At 60.6% G+C, this 18,761-nt stretch carries 12 protein-coding genes; 3 read left to right on the plus strand and 9 right to left on the minus strand.

Annotation, left to right across the window (positions count from 1 at the left end; genetic code table 11):
* Positions 1-190: 190 nt before the first annotated feature.
* Entirely contained in the window at positions 191-2,836 is a 2,646-nt protein-coding gene (gene rnr / locus B0919_RS02860; RefSeq protein WP_078010671.1) for a ribonuclease R, read from the minus strand.
* Between the two features lie 397 nt (positions 2,837-3,233).
* Between rnr and B0919_RS02865 the strand changes: the two genes are divergently transcribed.
* Positions 3,234-3,731: a DUF2199 domain-containing protein gene (locus B0919_RS02865; RefSeq protein WP_078010672.1), complete on the plus strand. Its 498-nt coding sequence runs from the start codon at positions 3,234-3,236 to the stop codon at positions 3,729-3,731.
* A gap of 130 nt (positions 3,732-3,861) precedes the next feature.
* Here the strand turns inward: B0919_RS02865 and B0919_RS02870 are convergent, their stop codons facing one another.
* The 6 genes from B0919_RS02870 to B0919_RS02890 form a co-directional block, all read right to left on the minus strand.
* On the minus strand, positions 3,862-5,844 hold the full coding sequence (locus B0919_RS02870) for an ABC transporter ATP-binding protein (RefSeq protein ID WP_254846458.1): 1,983 nt from the start codon (positions 5,842-5,844) through the stop codon (positions 3,862-3,864).
* Positions 5,845-5,943: 99 nt separating this feature from the next.
* Positions 5,944-6,330: a hypothetical protein gene (locus B0919_RS02875; protein WP_254846459.1), complete on the minus strand. Its 387-nt coding sequence runs from the start codon at positions 6,328-6,330 to the stop codon at positions 5,944-5,946.
* A gap of 65 nt (positions 6,331-6,395) precedes the next feature.
* Positions 6,396-6,776 carry a hypothetical protein gene (locus B0919_RS24555; protein ID WP_139361862.1) on the minus strand — a complete coding sequence of 127 codons (381 nt, stop codon included), beginning with the start codon at positions 6,774-6,776 and terminating at the stop codon, positions 6,396-6,398.
* Between the two features lie 164 nt (positions 6,777-6,940).
* A complete protein-coding gene (locus B0919_RS02880; RefSeq protein ID WP_078010675.1) occupies positions 6,941-7,579 on the minus strand; it encodes a lipoprotein signal peptidase in 639 nt (212 codons plus the stop codon).
* A gap of 358 nt (positions 7,580-7,937) precedes the next feature.
* Positions 7,938-11,375 (minus strand): isoleucine--tRNA ligase, encoded by a 3,438-nt coding sequence (gene ileS, locus B0919_RS02885; protein WP_078010676.1) that lies wholly within the window; start codon positions 11,373-11,375, stop codon positions 7,938-7,940.
* A 147-nt stretch (positions 11,376-11,522) separates the two neighbouring features.
* On the minus strand, positions 11,523-14,057 hold the full coding sequence (locus tag B0919_RS02890; protein WP_078010677.1) for an efflux RND transporter permease subunit: 2,535 nt from the start codon (positions 14,055-14,057) through the stop codon (positions 11,523-11,525).
* A 198-nt stretch (positions 14,058-14,255) separates the two neighbouring features.
* Between B0919_RS02890 and B0919_RS02895 the strand changes: the two genes are divergently transcribed.
* Positions 14,256-14,660: a hypothetical protein gene (locus tag B0919_RS02895; protein ID WP_078010678.1), complete on the plus strand. Its 405-nt coding sequence runs from the start codon at positions 14,256-14,258 to the stop codon at positions 14,658-14,660.
* A 75-nt stretch (positions 14,661-14,735) separates the two neighbouring features.
* Here the strand turns inward: B0919_RS02895 and B0919_RS02900 are convergent, their stop codons facing one another.
* Entirely contained in the window at positions 14,736-16,256 is a 1,521-nt protein-coding gene (locus tag B0919_RS02900) for a glycine--tRNA ligase (RefSeq protein WP_078010679.1), read from the minus strand.
* Between the two features lie 341 nt (positions 16,257-16,597).
* Between B0919_RS02900 and B0919_RS02905 the strand changes: the two genes are divergently transcribed.
* Entirely contained in the window at positions 16,598-17,998 is a 1,401-nt protein-coding gene (locus B0919_RS02905) for an inorganic phosphate transporter (protein WP_078010680.1), read from the plus strand.
* Positions 17,999-18,199: 201 nt separating this feature from the next.
* On the opposite strand, the gene B0919_RS02910 is transcribed toward B0919_RS02905, so the two are convergent.
* Positions 18,200-18,679, minus strand: coding sequence for a hypothetical protein (locus B0919_RS02910; RefSeq protein WP_078010681.1), 480 nt, complete (start codon positions 18,677-18,679; stop codon positions 18,200-18,202).
* Positions 18,680-18,761: the final 82 nt, after the last annotated feature.

An 18,761-nucleotide genomic window follows, 5' to 3' on the forward strand; every position in this document is an offset into this window, starting at 1 on the left:
GGTGTGCGAACGATTGAGTCCGGGCTTGCGACGACTGGAACCAGCCTGCGGAGGATCGGGGCCGGATGCGGCGAGGCTTTGGCGGGTTGAAGCATGGGTTTGGGATTCTGCGCCAAAGCCAACGCAGCCCATAACGAAAATCCGCCCCGCCGGCAGAGCCAACGGGGCGGATAACGGAGCCACTAAGGCCTTACTCGTGGAAGCGGCTGCGGCCTTTCTTGCCACCGCCACCTTTGCCCGATTTGGGCGGGCGGTTGCGGGCGGGCTTATCACCGTCGCGGCCACCCGAGCCGGAGCGGCCCCGGTCTCGGCCCGCGCCCCGCTCGTCGCGGGCGGCGTAGCCATCGGACTTCGAGCGGCCGGCGCGGCGCTGGTTGGTGCCGGTGGTGGCCGTCACCAGGTCCAGGTCGATGGTGCGGTCGAGCAGGTTGGCGGCTTTAATGATGACCTGCACGTTGTCGCCGAACTTGATGATGCGGCCGGTGCGCTGGCCCACCATGCGCATGCGCTCCTTGTCATACTCGAAGTAGTCCTCGTCGATGTCGGAGAGGCGCACCATGCCTTCGCTCTTGGTTTCGCCCATCTCCACGTACATGCCGCGCTCGTTGAAGCCCGACACCACGCCGGTGAACTGCTCGCCCACGTGCTCGGCCATGAACTCGACCTGCTTGTACTTGATGCTGGCCCGCTCGGCCTGGGCGGCCCGCTTCTCGCGCTCCGAGGAGTGCTTGCAGTCGGCTTCCAGCTCCACCGCGTCGGCGCTCTTGGCCCCGTGCAGGTAGTCTTCGAGCAGGCGGTGGGCCATCATGTCGGGGTAGCGACGGATGGGCGAGGTGAAGTGCGAGTAGTGGTCGAAGGCCAGGCCGAAGTGACCCAGCGCCTCGGTGGTGTAGATGGCCTTGGACATGGCCCGCACCGCCAGCGCCTGAATCACCGACTGCTCGGGCTTGCCCTCCACGGCGGCCGTCAGATTGTTCAGCTCCTTGCTCACGTTGGCGTTTTCGCCGAAGTTGAGCGCGTGGCCGAACTGCCGGGCAAACTGCGCGAAGTTCTCCAGACGCTCCGGGTCCGGGGCGTCGTGAGTGCGGTAGACCATGGTGAGGCGCGGCTTGCGGGGCTTCAGGCGGAACACGAACTCGGCCACCTTGCGGTTGGCCAGCAGCATGAATTCCTCGATGAGCTTGTGCGCATCCTTGCGCTCCTTGATGAACACGCCGAGCGGCTTGCCGTCCGCGTCGAGCTTGAACTTCACCTCCGGCGCCTCGAAGCTGATGGCCCCTTTGCGGAACCGCTCGGCCTGCAGCTTCTTGGCAATCGAGTTCAGCAGATTGATTTCCGTGGCGTAGTCGCCCTCACCCGACTCGATGCGCTCCTGGGCCTCCTCGTAGGTGAAGCGGCGGTCGGAGTGAATGACCGTGCGGCCGTACCACGAGTCGTAGAGCTTGCCTTTTTCGTCCAGTTCAAACACAGCCGAGAAGGTCAACTTGTCCTCGTTGGGGCGTAGCGAGCAGAGCCCGTTCGAGAGGCGCTCCGGCAGCATCGGGATGGTGCGGTCGACCAAGTACACCGAGGTAGCGCGGTGCTTGGCTTCTTTCTCCAGGCGGGTGCCGGGCTGCACGTAGTGGGTCACGTCGGCAATGTGCACGCCGATTTCCCAGTGCCCGTTTTCGAGCTGCTGAATCGAGAGGGCGTCGTCGAAGTCCTTCGCGTCGACAGGGTCGATGGTGAAGGTGGTGATGGGACGGAAGTCGCGGCGCTTGCTGATTTCGGCCTGCGTGATGCTGGCCGGAATGGCGTTGGCCTCGGCTTCCACTTCCTCCGGGAATTCGAAGGGCAGGCCGTACTCGGCCATGATAGCGTTAATTTCCGCCTCGTGGCCGCCGGCCTGACCGAAGCTGCGCACCACCTCGCCCACGGGCTGGCGGCCGGCCTCGGTGGGCCACTCGGTTACCTTAACGAGCACCTTGTCGCCGTTCTCCGCGCCGTTCAAGGCGTGGCCGGGCACGAACACGTCGAAGTAGAGTTTCTTGTAGTCGGGGTGCACGAAGCCGAAGCCACCCTGCACCTGCAGGCGCCCTACGACTTCCTCTTTCACGCGCTCCACGATTTCGACCACGTCGCCGGTGGGCTTCCCGTCGCGGTTCTGGCCGAGGCGCACGCGCACCGTGTCGCCGTCCATAGCGAAGGCCAGGCGGTCGGTGTAGATGCGCAGATCCTCGGGCAGCTCGTCGCTCACGATGAAGGCGAACTTGGGCGTGGCCAGGTCCACGGTGCCGGTGATGGTCGGTCCGGCCTGGTAGCTCGACTCGCGCCGCTCCCGGTACGAGCCGGGCCGCGCGCTGCGGTCGTGGGTACCGGGCATGTCGAAGCCGGCCGAGCGGCGGCGGTGCACGATGGGGCCGCCGGTTTCCAGCTCCTCGCCAGGCGTCTCCATGGGGCGCTGACGGCGGGGCTGGTAGCCGCCTTCGGCCGTTTCGGCTTCGCCCCCGCGGGGGCGGCGCGGGCCGCGGTCTTTGGCGGGCACGTCGTGGTCGGGCCGCTCCTGCTGGGCGCGGCCAGGAATTTCTACCAGGCGGTAGTCGTCGTTTTGGAGCAGGGCAATGTGCCCGCTTTTCTTGAGGGCCTTAAGGGTGTCGAACAGTTCGTCGCGCTGTTCTTTCTCCACCACGCCGAGGCGGCGAGCGAGCTGACGGTAGTTGAACACCTTGCCGGGGTTTTCGGCGAAGATGCGGAAGACCTGGGTTTTGTTGATGACGGCCGGCTGAGCGGCTTGGTCGCGGCGGCGGGCCGGGTCGCGCTTAGGGCGCGGGGCATCCGAGTCGTTGTTTCTTCTCATGGTGAAAAGGGTCGCCGCCGGGCTGCTTTGGGTATCTCTGACGGGCGGCGAATTAGCTGAAAAAAGGCAGGCAAGGTGTCGCGCCAGAAAGGGCGGGCCTGCGGGATGAATATGCGCGTCGGGCAGATTTTGTTGCGTTCGGCGCGAGGTAGTCAGCCTAGTGTTCGTGAGCTGACCGGGTTAAGTTGTGCGAAAGAAAAGAACTTCTGAATATATCAGCAGTTGCAAGGGCGCCGCGAGGGGTGATACGCGAAGGACAGCGGGTAAATAATCAGGCCGTTTTGGGGCGCTATACGCTACACTTAAGGTAGTAGGCGTGGCGGAAGTGAGGTAAAGAAATCGAATGGCTTAAACGGGTTGTAATGGTGTAGCTTCGACCAAAAGTATCCGACTACTTATGCATGGCTTCACTTGTTCTACTTGCGGAGAGTACCACGAAGAGCTTCCGATGTGCTTCGGAGCCGACTTTCCAGATTATTATTTTAGTGTTCCCCCACAAGAGCGGGAAAAGCGAATTGAGTATTCAAAGGATTGGTGCGTGGTAGATGAAGACCATTTCTTTATCCGAGGCCGCATTGAAATTCCGGTACATGGTTCCGACGAGCTTTTCTGCTGGAATGTCTGGACGTCGTTAAGTGAAGGCAACTTCATCCGTTCCCAGGAATTTTGGCACGACCCCGAGCGCGTGCATGAGCCGCCCTATTTCGGCTGGTTGCAGACGGTAATTCCCGGCTACCCCGAAACGCTCAACATCCGCACCTTCGTTCACACCCAGCCTGTCGGTACCATTCCGCGGGTGGAGGTCATCGAAGAAGGTCACCGCTTAACGCTGGACCAACAACAAGGCATTTCGATGGAACGCGTTATCGAACTCGTTACCCCCTTGCTGCATTAGCAACGAAGCGGTAGAGATGCTTCGACTGCGCTCAGCATGACGTGCTGGTGTGGTCGTTCAACGACGCCCGCGAGATGTCTCGGCTTCGCTCGACATGACGGGCTAGAGTTGACTGAGTCCCACTTCTCTCCTACGCCAGCTGCCGCCTCGCCACGGCAGCTTTGATATCCTCCGGGGTGTCCTTCGGAATGGCGGCCAGCAGGCGCTTGGTGTACTCGTGCTGGGGGTTGGCGTAGATGTCGGCGGCGTTGCCTTGCTCTACGATTTGCCCGGCGTTCATCACCAACAGGCGGTCCGACATGAAGCGGGCCACGGAGAGGTCGTGGGTGATGAAGAGGTAGGTGATGCCGAAGTCACGCTTGAGGTCGTTGAGCAGGTTGAGCACCTGCGCCTGCACCGAGACGTCCAGCGCCGAGACGGATTCGTCGCAGATGATGCACTTCGGCTGCAAGGCCAGCGCCCGGGCAATGCAGATGCGTTGCCGCTGCCCGCCGCTGAACTCGTGTGGGTAGCGCAGGTAGTGCTCCTCCTTCAGCCCGACGGTGCGCAACAGCTCTAATACGCGGTCTTTTTGCTGCGCTTTAGTGCCACCGACGTTGTGCACCCGCATAGGCTCCAAAATGGCCTCGCCCACGGTGAGCATGGGGTTGAGCGCCGCGTAGGGGTCCTGGAAAACCATCTGAAAGTCGCGGCGACGACGGCGCAGCTCCCCGGTTGAGAGCTTGGCCCAATCATCCCCTTCGAACAGAATCTGGCCGCTGGTTGGTTCCACTAGGCGCAAGAGCGTGCGACCGAGCGTGGTCTTGCCACAACCCGACTCGCCTACCAGGCCCACCGTCTCGCCGCGGCGGATGTCGAAGCTCACGCCATCGACGGCGCGCACTACTTCGGTGGCCCGACCAAAGAAACCCTTGCGCACGGGGTAGTGCACGCGCAGATCCTGCACGCGCAACAGCACCTCATTGGTTAGGGTTGCATTTGCAGCTTTGGCCGCCGTGCGGCTGAACGACGGCGCCGACGTATCGGCCGGGACGAAGTCAACGGGTGCCGACGAAGCAGCTGGCGTTACCTGTCCGGTTTCCAGCAAAGGCGCATTTTCAAAGCCTGCCAGGGTATTGTCGAGCCGTGGAACAGCCGAATGTTCCACGGGAAACAATTTGTCAATGTCCGGGCTACTCTGAGGGGACTCGACCGTTTGCGCAGCCAGTTCGTTAGCAGGGCTTTGCAAGTTGGCCGTTTTAGTAACGGAAAAGACACCCGAGGCATCTTCCTGCATGAAATCAGCTACCGTCGGAAGTTTTTTTCGGCCCAATGAAAGTTTTGGGCGGCAGGCCAGCAGGCCTTTGGTGTAGGGGTGCTGCGGATTGGTGAAGATGTCGAGCACCGTGCCCTGCTCCACCACCTTGCCGCGGTACATCACCAGAATGCGGTCGGCAATTTCGGCCACTACGCCCAGGTCGTGGGTGATGAACAGCACGGCGGTGTTGCGCTGCCGGCGTAGGTCGTCGATGAGCTGCAGGATGCGGGCCTGCACCGTCACGTCGAGGGCGGTGGTGGGCTCGTCGGCAATGAGGATGGCGGGCTGGCAGGCCATGGCCATGGCAATCATCACGCGCTGCTTCTGCCCGCCGCTGATTTCATGCGGGTAGCTCTTGAAGATTTTCTCCGGGCGCGGCAGCTGGGCTTCGGTGAACAGCTCGATGGTGCGCGCCTCCGCTTCCTGCTTGCTCAGCGTGGTGTGCAGCCGCAGAGCTTCCACGACTTGCGCCCCGCAGGTGTGTACGGGGTTCAAGGAGGTCATGGGCTCCTGGAAGATGAACGATATTTCGTTGCCGCGCACCCGCTGCAGCTCGGCTTCGGAGAGGCGCAGCAAATCCACCTCGCCGCCCAGGGCCTCGGACTGAAAGCGCGCTTCTCCCCCACTCAGCCGGCCGGGCGGCATTGGAATCAGCCCTAGCATAGCCAGCGACGTCACGGACTTGCCCGAACCCGACTCGCCCACGATGGCCACCGTCTCGCCGGCGCGCAGCTGAAACGACACGCCCTCCACGGCCCGCGTCAGGCCGTACTGCGAGGCAAAGTCGATAGTCAGGTCGCGGACGTCGAGAAGCACGGATTTTTCGGATTTGACGGATTGCACGGATTTCGTGGACGATTGTGGGGTGAGGCTCGGGTTACAGTCTTCGGGGCGCGTAGTAGGGCTGAAAAGCGCTTAGGCGGTAGTTTCCAGCCGCTGCAGCTGCTCCTGTAGATACGCAAAGGTACGCGGGGCGCGGGTAGGCAGCTCGGCCAGGCCGGTGCCCAAGCCGTCTTCGGGCAGCACCACGTGGCCGCCGGCCCGCAGGTGCGCGAAAACCGGGGCTAAGTCCTCGGCAATTAGGCGGCAGTTCTGCTCGTAAGTATCGTCGGTCCAGAAGTCGTCGGGCGAAGTACGGGCGGGCTTGCGCTTGGTCCTCACTCCTACCGCGTTTGGCTCGCCGCGCATGGCCTTGGCCTGCCCGCCGTACCCGCGCCGCCGCTCGTTGTCACCGAAGACGTAGAGCGTATCGGGGTTGGCTTGCAGGTCTTCGCGAGTGATGAATTTCTGTTTGCGGAGCATGGGAATAACTGGGTTAGCAGCAAGTTCGTCAGGAAATATGGCAGAAATCAGCTGTTAAGCTCTCACTACAGCTCCAGCACCCACTGCAACTCCTGTTCTTCATGTGGCTTCCAGGTGCTCAGCTTCTGCCCCCACCGATTGAGTTGAGCCGGATGAGTCCAGATAAAAAACTCGCTCTGGTAGTGAAATGGCTTCTCATCAGCCTTTTTCACTCGAACATGGATGGCAAATACATTCTGCCTTTTATGGTAGCTAAGCTGCAAGAGCAAGTAATGCGCATAACCTGCGCCCAGACCGGCCGCGAGGTCTTCTTCGCCAAGTTGAAAGGTAACTGTGCTTTCAACTGATTGTGGAAACTCATTTAGTTTCTGACCAAATTCCAGAAAGGCATCATCGTAAGCCCAAAATTCTAGATAAGAAGCATTTTCCCCATTAGAAAACTCCATCCTGATATAGCATAAGTCCGTCATCATCACCCAGGTTGAGCACCTTCAAGTCGATACCACTTTCTGATTTCATAGTATTCAAGAGCTGATTTTTCAAAAGGGGGCAAAGTAAACAGCCCGCACCAAACGGCGCGGGCTGTTGAAATTCAGCTTCTAAGCAGTTTCTACATCACCTCCGCCGCTTCCGCGTCCGGCCGGTGCTCGTTCGACTGGGCGTTCTGCTCCTCGTGGTGCTTAAAGAACTTACCCTGGTTCAGCAGGATGAAGACCACGCCCATAAAAATGGCCGAGTCGGCGATGTTGAATATGGGCCAGAGCGAGAGGTGCATGTTGCCCACCAGCGGCCAGGAGGCGGGCAAAAAGCCCTCGTACAGGTCGAGGTAAAGCATGTCGATAACCTGCCCGTGCAGCCAGGGCGTGGGCGCGCCGAAGGGGGCGTTGTTGTAGATGATGCCGTAGAAAATAGAGTCAACTAGGTTGCCGATGGCCCCGCCGAGGATGGCGGCAATGCACCAGATCAGGCCGCGCGGAGCGGCGGATGTCCACAGCTTGTAGATATAGTAGGCTATGCCTGTCACGGCCAGCAGGCGAAACAGGGTGAGGATGACTTTGCCGTAGGGCGGCGGCAGTTCCACGCCGAAAGCCATGCCGGGATTCAGCGTGTAGTGCAGCTTAAACCAGTCGCCAATCAGCGGGATTTCGCCCGGCATGCCCGGCTGCATGTAGGTGTGCACGGCCCACTTCGAGAGTTGGTCGATGGCAATTACGAGCAAGGCAAACAGGTAGTACTTCCAGTATTTCATGAATTCGCGGATTTGGCGACCGGGATGAAATTGCACAGTGCAAAGCACAACGCTCACCCCAATCTTATGCTGCCCCGGCACAAAACTCGGCGGGGATTTATGCTGATGATTTCGGCCTGGGCGGGCCGGAAACGTGGACTTTGGACTGTTTCAGACTAAACGGCCGGCATTATGTGCGTCGGTGTGCCGGGCGACGAATTTAACGGGAGTTGCCCGTCAAAAATCAGAACGTCATGTCGAGCGAAGTCGAGACGTCTCGCTGGATAGTAATTCACCTGTGAAAGAATGAATTACCAGTGGAAGTCAGCACGCGAGATTCCTCTGCTTCGCTCGGAATGACGTTCTAGGGGTTCGTTTATTAGTTCTTGACAACTTCCAGCTGCGCGGGCACCTTGTACTCGTCGAATTCAAGCACCGAACCGTCGGCGAAACCGCTGACCAGATCCAGCGAAACGGCCTGCACTTCGGTGCGGATGTAGTCGCCGAAATTCTCCACGGCCTGCACCAGCTCGGGCTGATCGGCGCCGAGCGTGACGCGGATTTTGTCCTGCACTTCCAAGCCCGAATCCTTGCGCAGGTTCTGCAGGCGGTTCACCAATTCGCGGGCCACGCCTTCGTGGCGCAGCTCATCGGTCAGGGTCACATCGAGGGCCACGGTCAGCGGCCCGTCGGTGGCCACCAGCCAGCCGGGCAAATCCTCGGTGCGGATTTCCACGTCCTCGGGCGTGAGCGTTACCGGCTGACCGTCAACCTCTACCGCGAGCTGACCAGCCTTTTCGAGCTGGCTGATTTCCTCCGGCGTCATCTGCTGGATGCGGGCGGCCACGGCCTTGAGGCGCGGGCCGAACTGCTGGCCCAAACGCTTGAAGTTGGGCTTCACCGACTTCACCAGCACCCCCGAGGTATCGTCGAGGAACTCCACGTGCTTCACGTTTACCTCGGCGCAGATCAAATCTTCGACCTTGCCGACCTGCTCGCGGGTCGTTTCCGTCAGCACCGGCACGAGGATGCGCTGCAACGGCTGGCGCACCTTCAGCACCGACTTCTTGCGCAGGGAGTGCGTCAAAGAGCTAATGCGCTGGGCCAACTCCATGCGCTCTTCCAGAGCCTTATCAATGAGGTTTTCTTCGGCCTGCACCAGCTCCGTCAGGTGCACCGATTCGTAGCGCAGGGGCGTGGATTTCTCCGTGGCCTCGGCGCGCATGCCGTCGGTCATGTTCTTGTACAGCCACTCGCCGAAGAAGGGCGCGATGGGCGACATCAGCTGCGCCACCACCACCAAGCACTGCTGTAGGGTCTCGAAGGCGGCTTTCTTATCGGCCGTCAGCTCGCCCTTGCGGAAGCGGCCGCGCGAGAGGCGCACGTACCAGTTGGAAAGCTGGTCGGTGACGAAATCCTGGATGGCGCGGGCGGCTTTCGTCGGGTCGTAGTTATCGAAATGGCCACGCACTTCGAGGATGAGCGACTGTAGCTTCGACAGAATCCACCGGTCCAGCTCGGTCAGCTCAGTCAGGGGTACGCGGTCGAATTCGCGGGCCTGGAACTCGTCGAGGTTGGCGTAAAGGGCGTAGAACGAGTAGGTATTGAACAACGTGCCGAAGAAGCGGCGCTGCACCTCCGTGATGCCCGCAAGGTCAAACTTGAGGTTGTCCCAGGGCTGGGCGTTGGCAATCATATACCAGCGCGTGGCATCGGGGCCGTACTGGTCAATCGTCTTGAACGGGTCGATGGCGTTGCCGAGGCGCTTCGACATCTTGTTGCCGTTCTTATCGAGCACCAAGCCGTTGGCAATGACGTTCTTGAACGCCACCGAGTCCTCCAGCATCACGCCCAGCGCGTGCAGGGTGAAGAACCAGCCGCGGGTCTGGTCGACGCCCTCGGCGATGAAATCCGCCGGGAAATTGCGCTGGAATTTCTCGTGGTTTTCGAAGGGGTAGTGCCACTGCGCGTAGGGCATGGCGCCCGAGTCGAACCACACGTCGATGAGGTCCGTTTCGCGGTACATGGGCTGGCCGGAGGGCGAGACGAGGAAAATATCGTCCACGTAGGGCCGGTGCAAATCGGTCATTTCCCCGCTGGCAATGGGGTTATGCGTCATCACCTCGGCGGCCACGGCCTTGTCGATTTCGGCGCTCAGCTCGGCGATGGAGCCGATGCACAGCTCCTCCGAGCCGTCCTGGGTGCGCCAGATGGGCAGCGGGGTGCCCCAGTAGCGCGAGCGGCTCAGGTTCCAGTCGACCAGGTTTTCCAGCCAGTTGCCGAAGCGGCCGGTGCCGGTGCTTTCGGGCTTCCAGTTGATGGTTTTGTTTAGCTCGATGAGGCGGTCCTTCACGGCCGTGGTCTTGATAAACCACGAGTCGAGCGGGTAGTAGAGCACGGGCTTATCCGTGCGCCAGCAGTGCGGGTAGGTGTGCTCGTACTTTTCCACCTTGAAGGCCCGGCCGCGCTCCTTCAGGCGCACGCTGATGTCCACGTCGAGGGTGCGGTAGTCGGCCGCCGATTCATCGTGGCCGTCGTAGTTTTTCACCCAGCGCCCGCCGAATTCGCCCATCTGCGCTACGTAGCGCCCGGTGCGGTCTACGATGGGCCCGAGCTTGCCCTGGTCGTCGCTGACCAGCAGGGCGGGCACGTCGTTTTGCTGAGCTACCCGGAAGTCGTCGGCGCCGAAGGTCGGCGAGATGTGCACGATGCCGGTGCCGTCCTCGGTAGTCACGAAGTCACCCACGATGACGCGGAAGGCCCGCTCCTCCCCTTCGAAAGCCGGGAAACCGGCTTCTTGGTTGAACAGACGCTCGTACTTGACGCCAGCCAAGTCAGCACCAGTAAATTCTTCGTTGATAACCCAACGCGTCAGCAGCCCTTTGCCATTGACAATCGGCTCATCCGCATTCCAGTTCATTGTCGAATTGTCCAGGTTGTTTTCCGCGCTGGTGGCGAAATACTTCCCGAACAAATCCTTCGCAAGCACTACAAGCTGCTCCTCCTTGGTGTACTGATTGATGGTTCTTACCAGCAGGTAGCGGATGTTCTTGCCAACAGCCAAACCAGTGTTAGCGGGTAAGGTCCAGGGCGTAGTTGTCCAGGCAAGGATGAATACATCCTGCTCACCGTAAGGTCCGTCGAGTAAAGCCTCCGACTTCTCATCCCAAATCACCTTGAACTCGGCCACGATGGTCGTGTCTTTCACGTCCTTGTAGGTGCCGGGCTGGTTCAGCTCGTGCGAGGACAAGCCGGTGCCGGCGGCCGGGGAATACGGCTGGATGGTGTAGCCCTTGTAGAGCAGGCCCTTGTCGTAGAGCTTCTTGAGCAGCGCCCAGCAGCTTTCGATGTACTCAGGCTCGAAGGTGATGTACGGGTCGCTCAGGTCGACCCAGTAGCCCATCTTCTCCGTCAGCTCGTCCCACTGGTGCTTGAAGCGCATCACCGTTTCGCGGCAGCGCTGGTTGTACTCCTCGACGCTGATTTTCTTGCCGATGTCCTCCTTGGTGATGCCCAGCTCCTTTTCCACCTGCAGCTCGATGGGCAAGCCGTGGGTGTCCCAGCCGCCTTTGCGGTTTACCTGCTTGCCGTTGAGCGTCTGGTAGCGGCAGAAGATGTCCTTTACCGTCCGGGCCATGACGTGGTGAATGCCGGGGGCGCCGTTGGCCGAGGGCGGGCCTTCGTAGAACACGAAGGTGTCGCGGCCCTCGCGGGTCGACACGCTCTTCTCGAAGATGTGGTTCTGCTGCCACCAGCTCAGGATGTCGGAGCCGACTTTGGCGTAGTCGAAGGGCTGTTTGTATTCGGGGTATTTCATCGGTCAGAAGGCCTCAGCGGCGGGCCAGCTCCCCGCTTGGGAGCCGCTCCGGGCGCTGGTTTTTCAGCTCTGGTTTGGGCTAAGGAAGTCGGTTATCGAAAGCAAACAAAGATGGCGGCGAAAAGGCTCACAAGCAGCCCTTAACGTCTAGCTAAGCTCCCCGCTTTGGGGCAACGAGGCGGGCGGCAGCGAGGCGCCGGGCTTCACCTTGATGCGGTTCAGGTTGAGCTCCAGGTCGTCGTCCTCCTCGTGGTACTGCTCGTCGTAGTGCTGAATCAGGGCGCTGTCGATGGTTTCGTCCTTGCCGTGCTCGAAGGTGACGAGCAGGGCCGGCAGCAAGATCAGGTTGGAGAAGTTGGTAATCAGCAGCGAAGCCGACATGAGCAAACCCAGCGCCTTGGTGCCGCCAAATTCGGAGAAGGCGAAGATGCTGAAGCCCACGAAGAGCACGATGCTGGTGTAGATCATGCTGGTGCCGGCCTCGCTCAGCGTGGTGCTGATGGCGGCCCGCACGCGGCGCCCGTTGGCGGCCATTTCCTGTCGGAACTTGGCTAGCAGGTGAATGGAGTTGTCGCCGTCGATGCCCAGCGCGATGCAGAAAATCAGGGCCGTGGCGGGCTTCAGCGCAATGCCGAAAAAGCCCATGATGCCGGCCGTAAGCAGCAGCGTCACGAAGTTGGGCACTAGGGTAAAGAACACCGAGCGGATGGAGCGGAACAACAGGAGCACAATCAAACCCACCAGTCCGAAGGCGTGAATCAGGCTGTTGCGCAGCGTGCCGATAACGTACTCGTTGCCCTTGGTGAAGAGGATGGTGGTGCCGGTCATCTTCACCTCCATGCCCGTGCCCGTGAAGATTTCGTTGATCTGCGGCTGGATTTTGGTCAGCAGCAGGGTATCGAGGTTGCGGGAGCCGATATCGGCGATTTTGAGGCTGATACGGGCTTTCTGACCCAACGAATCGGTGAAAGAACGCAGCAGCTTGTCGTCCATTCCGGTGGATAATTTGGGACTGGCGGCCGCGGTTTTGGTGCCAGCGGTGCTGGCTACGGCGCTATCGGTCGGGGCCGCAATGGCCCCGCGCGAACGGGCCAGGTAGCTCAGGATGAAGTTGCGCTCGGAGTTGTCAGGCAGGCGGTAATAGCTCGGGTCGCCGTTGTAGAAGGTCTGCGTAGCGGCCTTCAGGAAGGTCACGATGCTGATGGGCGAGGTCAGTTCGGGCTGGGTGCGCAGGTAGTTTTCAAGCCGGTCGATGCGCTCCAGATTGCTCAGCTTCAGGATGCCGCGCTTCTTGCCCGTGTCCACCACGATTTCCAGCGGCATCACCCCGTTGAAGTGCTCCTCGAAGAACTTCAAGTCGGAGTTGACCGACGAGTTTTTCGGCAAATCATCCACCATGTACGACACGGCCTGCAGGCGCGAAGCGCCCAGCGCACCCAGCGCGCAGAGCACGAAAGCAATGCCGTAGACCGTGCCGCGGCGCTCCAGAACGAGGTAGTCGAAGAACTCCAGCAGCTTGGTCAGCGGCTTGGCATCGAGGTGCTCCAGCTGCTTGGGCGTGGGCGGCGGCAGGTAGGTAAAGACTATCGGGATGAGGATAATCGAGATGAAGAAGGCCGCGAAAATGCTCAGCGTGGCCACCCAGCCGAACTGGTACAGGATGGCAATGTTGGTGAAGCAGAACACGAAAAAGCCGGTGGCCGTGGCCGTGTTGTTCATCAGGGTCACCAGCCCGATTTTGCGCACTACGCGCACCATGGCCAGCACCTGGTTGCCCGAAATGCGGTAGTCGTAGTGGTAGCGGGAGAGCAGGTAAGTGCAGTTCGGGATGCCGATTACGATGAGAATGCTCGGAATCAGGCCCGTGAGCAGGGTGATTTTGTAGCCCAGCAGCACGATGGTGCCCACACACCAGATAACGGCTACACCCACAATCAGCAGCGGAAATACCACCGCCGACCACGTGCGGAAGAACACCAGCAGCGTGGCGCTGGTCACCAGGGCGGCCAGCATCAGGAAGAACTTCATTTCGCCCGCTACCTTGGTGGTCATGGTGGAGCGCACGTAAGGCAGGCCGGCGTAGTGCAGGCGGATGTTGGTTTTCTTGGTGAAGCGCTCGGCGTGGCCCAGCACGTTCTTCATCACCGCCTGCCGCTTCGAGGAGTTCAGGTACTTCGGGTCCATCGTCAGGGCCAGCAGCGTGGCCCCGGTGGTGGGACTGATGAGCTGGCCCTTGTAGAACTCCTGCCGGTTCACGATTTGCATCAGCGAATCCAGCTCCCGCTGCGTTTGCGGGAAGGTGCGGAAGATGGGCGCCGTGGCGAAGCGCTGGTTGGTGGTGTCCTTGGTGAGCTGAATGAGCTTGGTCACCGACAGCACCCCGCTCACGCCCTCCACCTTGCTCAGCGTGTCGGTGAGCAGGCGCAGCTCGTTGAAGTTGCCGAGCCGGTACACCGAGCTGTCCTGCAGCCCGAGCACGAGCACATTGCCGTCCTCGCCGAAGGTATTTTTGAACTGCTGGAAGTACACCATGTCCGGGTCGTCGGGCGATACGACCTGGGCAAAGTCGTAGGTCATTTCCACGTCCTTGGCCTTCCAGGCCATAAACGCGGTGATGATGGCCAGCAGCCCGACGAGCAGGCGGCGGTTCTTGATAATCAGCAGGGCAAGCTTACTCCACATCGGCTACAGCAGGAAAATTGGGGCAAAGGTACACAATGGGTAGCGGGGTATTTTTCGGGGGCAAATAGCACCCCGGCAGGAAAATTCAGACTTTGAACAAGTATCTGAAAACCAGTATGTTGAAAAGCGCGTAGAAGCCCGTACTTTTCCTGCCGGACCCGTGCAACCTTTTGCCTCTGCGCCGGCTCCTAGACCACAATGACGCTTTACCACTCGCCCGCAGCCTCGCTGACGTACAACGCGGCCGACGACACCCTGCACCTGAGCTTTAACGCCACGCACCTCGATCTGTCCTTTGGGCAGGCCTACCAGTGCGCCCTACAGGAAATGCTGGACAAAAACGTGGCCAAGCTCCTACTCGACCTGAAGCGCAACGCCCCGCCGGCCGACGACCACGAGCAGTGGCTGGTAGAGCCGTTGCAGGCGCACCTACCGACGCGCATCAGCCGCCCGGTGTTCATTGCCGCCGTGCTCAGCGAAGGCCAATACCAATACCAGATCAGCAACTGCCCCACCAGCGGTACCACCTTCATTCCCGAGCAAGTGGAGTTCAACTACTTCACCTCCCGCCGCGAAGCCGCCGCTTGGCTCAACGGGCAATAACCCCACCATAGATTGCAGCAAAAAGGCCCCGGACGTTGGTCCGGGGCCTTTTTGCTGTTTAGCAGTTCGCTGCTTTTACAGCTGGTCGAAGATGCGCGAAAGGCTCACGGCCTCACCGATGTAGCCGCGCAGCTCGCTGATGGGCATGCGCGTCTGCTCGCGCGAGTCGCGGTGGCGCACCGTCACGGTCTCGTCTTCCAGCGTCTGGTGGTCGACGGCAATGCAGAAGGGCGTACCGATGAGGTCCTGGCGGGTGTAGCGCGTGCCGATGCTGTCCTTCTCCTCCACCACGAGGCGGAAGTCGTGGCGCAGCGAGTTGTAGATTTCGTTGGCCTTCTGGGGCAGCCCGTCCTTTTTCACCAGCGGGAAGATGGCCGCCTTGATGGGCGCCACGGCCGGGTGCAGGCGCAGCAGCTTGCGGGTTTTGGTCTTCTGCTCCTCGCCTTCGCCCTCGGTAATGGTTTCTTCCTGGTAGGCCTGGCAGAGCGTGGCCAGGAACAGGCGGTCGGCGCCCACAGAGGTTTCCACCACGTAGGGCACGTAGTTGCCGTAGGGCTTGCCGGTTTCGGGGTTCACGTCGTTGTCGAAGTACTGCTGCTTTTTGCGGCTGTACTGCTGGTGCTGGGTCAGGTCGAAGTCGGAGCGGGAGTGGATGCCCTCGATTTCCTTGAAGCCGAAGGGGAATTCGTACTCGATGTCGACGGCAGCCTTGGCGTAGTGGGCCAGCTTTTCGTGGTCGTGGAAGCGCAGCTTGTCGGCGGGCAGGCCCATCACCTCGTGCCAGCGGCGGCGGGCGGCTTTCCAGTGCTCATACCACTCGCCCTCGGTGCCAGGGCGCACGAAGAACTGCATTTCCATCTGCTCAAACTCCCGCATGCGGAAGATGAACTGCCGGGCCACAATCTCGTTGCGGAAGGCCTTGCCGATCTGGGCAATGCCGAACGGCACCTTCTGGCGGGCCGACTTCTGCACGTTCAGGAAGTTCACGAAAATGCCCTGAGCGGTTTCGGGGCGCAGGTAGATTTCGCTGGAGCCCTCGGCCACGGCCCCCATCTGCGTGGAGAACATCAGGTTGAACTGGCGCACATCGGTCCAGTTCGCCGTTTTGCTGATCGGGCAGAGGATCTGCTCGTCGATGATGAGCTGCTTCACGCCCGGCAGGTCGTTCACCGTCAGTAGGCGGCCCAGCTCGGCCAGCAGGGTTTCGGCGCGGGCCAGTTCGCCGTTCTTCTCGTACTCGGCGGCTTTGTCTTCGATCAGCACGTCGGCGCGGTAGCGCTTCTTGCTGTCGAGGTTGTCGATGAGCGGGTCCGAAAAGCCGTCGACGTGGCCGGAGGCTTTCCAGGTGGTCGGATGCATGAAGATGGCCGCGTCGATGCCCACCACGTTCTGGTTGAGCTGGGTCATGGCCTTCCACCAGAGCTGCTTCAGGTTATTCTTCAGCTCCACGCCGTTGGGGCCGTAGTCGTACACGGCGGCCAGGCCGTCGTAGATTTCGGAGGAGGGGAATACAAAGCCGTATTCCTTGGCGTGGGCCACGATATCGGCCAGGGTGCCTTCGGTGGTATTGGCGGCTTGCTGCGCGGGCTTGCTCATGGGTAGAGTAGAAGTGAGAAGCGAGAAGTAAGAAGTGAGAAGGGACTTCAGCCAGGTTTGGCAAGGGTCTCACCTCTCTGTACTGACTTCTCACTTCTTGGATCAGGGGCAAAAGTAGGGCGAAGATGCGAAGGGCCGCACGGCGCGGCCCCGGCCCGTGCGTGCGAAGTACGGGGCTGGTAAGCTACTATTGTTAAACTTTTTGCAGAAGCCTTGGTACAAGGCCTGACCCGCAGGCGCCCGGGGCAGCGCATTGAGTAACAATTTCATAATCTTGCGCCCCTTTTTGCTGCCCGTACTTTTGGCGGCCCATTTCCCTTCGCTCACCAACCCTTTCCCATATGCTTGGCTTAGAGCCTCAAGTGCTCCTGCTGCTGCTGGTGTGCCTGATTGCCGCTTGCGCGTTCGAATTCGTCAACGGCTTTCACGACACGGCCAACGCCGTAGCAACCGTCATTTACACCAATACCCTGCGGCCCTGGGTGGCCGTCATCTGGTCGGCGTTCTGGAACTTCATCGGCGTGTTCGGCGGCGGCATCGGCGTGGCCATGGGTATTGTGTACCTGCTGCCCGTCGAGAGTCTGGTCGATCAGAACATCTACCACGGCATAGCCATGGTGGGCGCCCTGATTCTGGCGGCCATCATCTGGAACGTGGGCACGTGGTACTACGGCATCCCGGCCTCGTCCTCGCACGCGCTCATCGGCTCCATCCTCGGCGTGGGCATTGCCTTTTCCCTGCTGCCCGATACCAACGGCGCCGCCGTCAACTGGAGCAAGGCCTCCGAAACCGGCATTGCCCTGCTCGTCGGCCCGCTGTTCGGCTTCACCCTGACCATCATCCTGATGTTCATCCTGAAGCGGTTCGTCAAGTCCAAGGCCATTTTTAAGGAGCCGCACAAGCGCAAGCCGCCACCCCTCTGGATCCGCCTCATCCTGATTGCCACCTGCACGCTGGTGAGCTTTTTCCACGGCTCCAACGACGGCCAGAAGGGCGTGGGCCTGATCATGCTCATCCTGATTGGCATCCTGCCCTTCAAGTTCGCCCTTGACGCGTCGAAGAACCCGCTGGACATGCGCGCCTCGCTGGCCCAGGTGGAGCAGGTGATGAGCCGCGTCAACGCCGCCGAACTGGCGCCCGACGAGCAGGAAGCGCTGCAGGAAGTCAACCAGCAAACGGCCACGCTGGACCGCATCTTCGCCGGCAAAACCGACGTGAAGCAGCTGCCCGAAGCCGACCGGTTCCAGATTCGCAAGGCCATCCTGCTCACCTACACCCGCGCCAAGAAGCTCATGGGCAGCGAGCGGGTGAGCCTGAGCCCGCAGGACCGCAAAGTCTACGAAGGCGCCATCGAGAACATGCGCGGCTTCACCGACTACGCCCCCAAGTGGGTTATCCTGATTGTGTCGCTCTCGCTGGGCCTGGGCACCATGATCGGCTGGAAGCGCATCGTGGTAACTATCGGTGAGCGGATCGGCAAGGAACACCTGACTTACGCGCAGGGCGCTTCGTCGGAGCTGATTGCGGCTGCCATGATCGGGGCCAGCACGCAGCTCCACCTGCCCTCTTCCACCACGCACGTGCTGTCGTCGGCCATTGCCGGCTCCATGGTGGCCAACCGCGGCATTAAAAACCTGAACCCGCAGATGGTGCGCAACATCGCCCTGGCCTGGGTGCTTACGCTGCCGGTGACCATGGTGCTGTCGGGCGTGATATTTCTGTTGTTCCGCGCCCTGCTGTAAGCTCGGCCGCCGACCCGCTTAAACACAAAAAAGCCGCTCCTGACCGGGGCGGCTTTTTTGTTTGGCAGTTTATGCGTACCGAAGCAGGGTTGTACGGTAAATTGACTTATTCGGTTGCCTTTGCACCGCTGAATCTTTACATTCAGCTACTTATCCACTTATCAACAACAAAATACGGCTGATTTGTGGATAACCTAAGCCTTAAGCAGGCCACTGCACCTCCAGATCATCGTTGATGTACACCCCGAAATTGACGAACTGCAGCTCGCCTTCATCGAAGTATAAGTCAATCATCTCCTTCTCGTAGGAGAGGCGCACTTCGCCGGTATCCACCTTTTCCACCTCGCCCTGCTCGTGCCCGTGGCGGCGCATCAGGGCCTGGATTTCTTCCGGCGACTTGCCGTGAATCGGCTCGCCGTAGAGGCGCATGCCGGGATGGTCGGTTTCGATGCAGGAGAGGCGGTAATCGTCTTCGCGGTCGAAATACAGCGAGTAGCCTTCTTCCAGGTAGTTCCAGGCCTGGTGCTCGAACTCGTCGTCGTCCTCCGACTCTTCAATTTCTTCTGGTTCGCCCATCAGGGCGCGTACTTCGTCCATGCTGGCACCGAACTTCAGCGGGCCCATGCCTTGGCCCAACACGATTTCGTTTTCCTCGGTGCTGCGGGGTTGGGGCGTGTTCATATCAGTAGGGTTTGGGAGGTTGGTAGCGGGGTAAAGGTAGGTGAGAGGAATGGCTAAATGGTTGGATGATTAAATGGCTGGT

This window comes from Hymenobacter sp. CRA2, from assembly GCF_002007105.1.
GTDB lineage: Bacteria > Bacteroidota > Bacteroidia > Cytophagales > Hymenobacteraceae > Solirubrum.

Coding starts and splice junctions, on each gene's coding strand:
- rnr (WP_078010671.1), bottom strand. CDS start 2,836: ATGAGAAGAAACAACGACTCGGATGCCCCGCGCCCTAAGCGCGACCCG.
- B0919_RS02865 (WP_078010672.1), top strand. CDS start 3,234: ATGCATGGCTTCACTTGTTCTACTTGCGGAGAGTACCACGAAGAGCTT.
- B0919_RS02875 (WP_254846459.1), bottom strand. CDS start 6,330: ATGCTCCGCAAACAGAAATTCATCACTCGCGAAGACCTGCAAGCCAAC.
- B0919_RS24555 (WP_139361862.1), bottom strand. CDS start 6,776: ATGGAGTTTTCTAATGGGGAAAATGCTTCTTATCTAGAATTTTGGGCT.
- B0919_RS02880 (WP_078010675.1), bottom strand. CDS start 7,579: ATGAAATACTGGAAGTACTACCTGTTTGCCTTGCTCGTAATTGCCATC.
- ileS (WP_078010676.1), bottom strand. CDS start 11,375: ATGAAATACCCCGAATACAAACAGCCCTTCGACTACGCCAAAGTCGGC.
- B0919_RS02890 (WP_078010677.1), bottom strand. CDS start 14,057: ATGTGGAGTAAGCTTGCCCTGCTGATTATCAAGAACCGCCGCCTGCTC.
- B0919_RS02895 (WP_078010678.1), top strand. CDS start 14,256: ATGACGCTTTACCACTCGCCCGCAGCCTCGCTGACGTACAACGCGGCC.
- B0919_RS02900 (WP_078010679.1), bottom strand. CDS start 16,256: ATGAGCAAGCCCGCGCAGCAAGCCGCCAATACCACCGAAGGCACCCTG.
- B0919_RS02905 (WP_078010680.1), top strand. CDS start 16,598: ATGCTTGGCTTAGAGCCTCAAGTGCTCCTGCTGCTGCTGGTGTGCCTG.
- B0919_RS02910 (WP_078010681.1), bottom strand. CDS start 18,679: ATGAACACGCCCCAACCCCGCAGCACCGAGGAAAACGAAATCGTGTTG.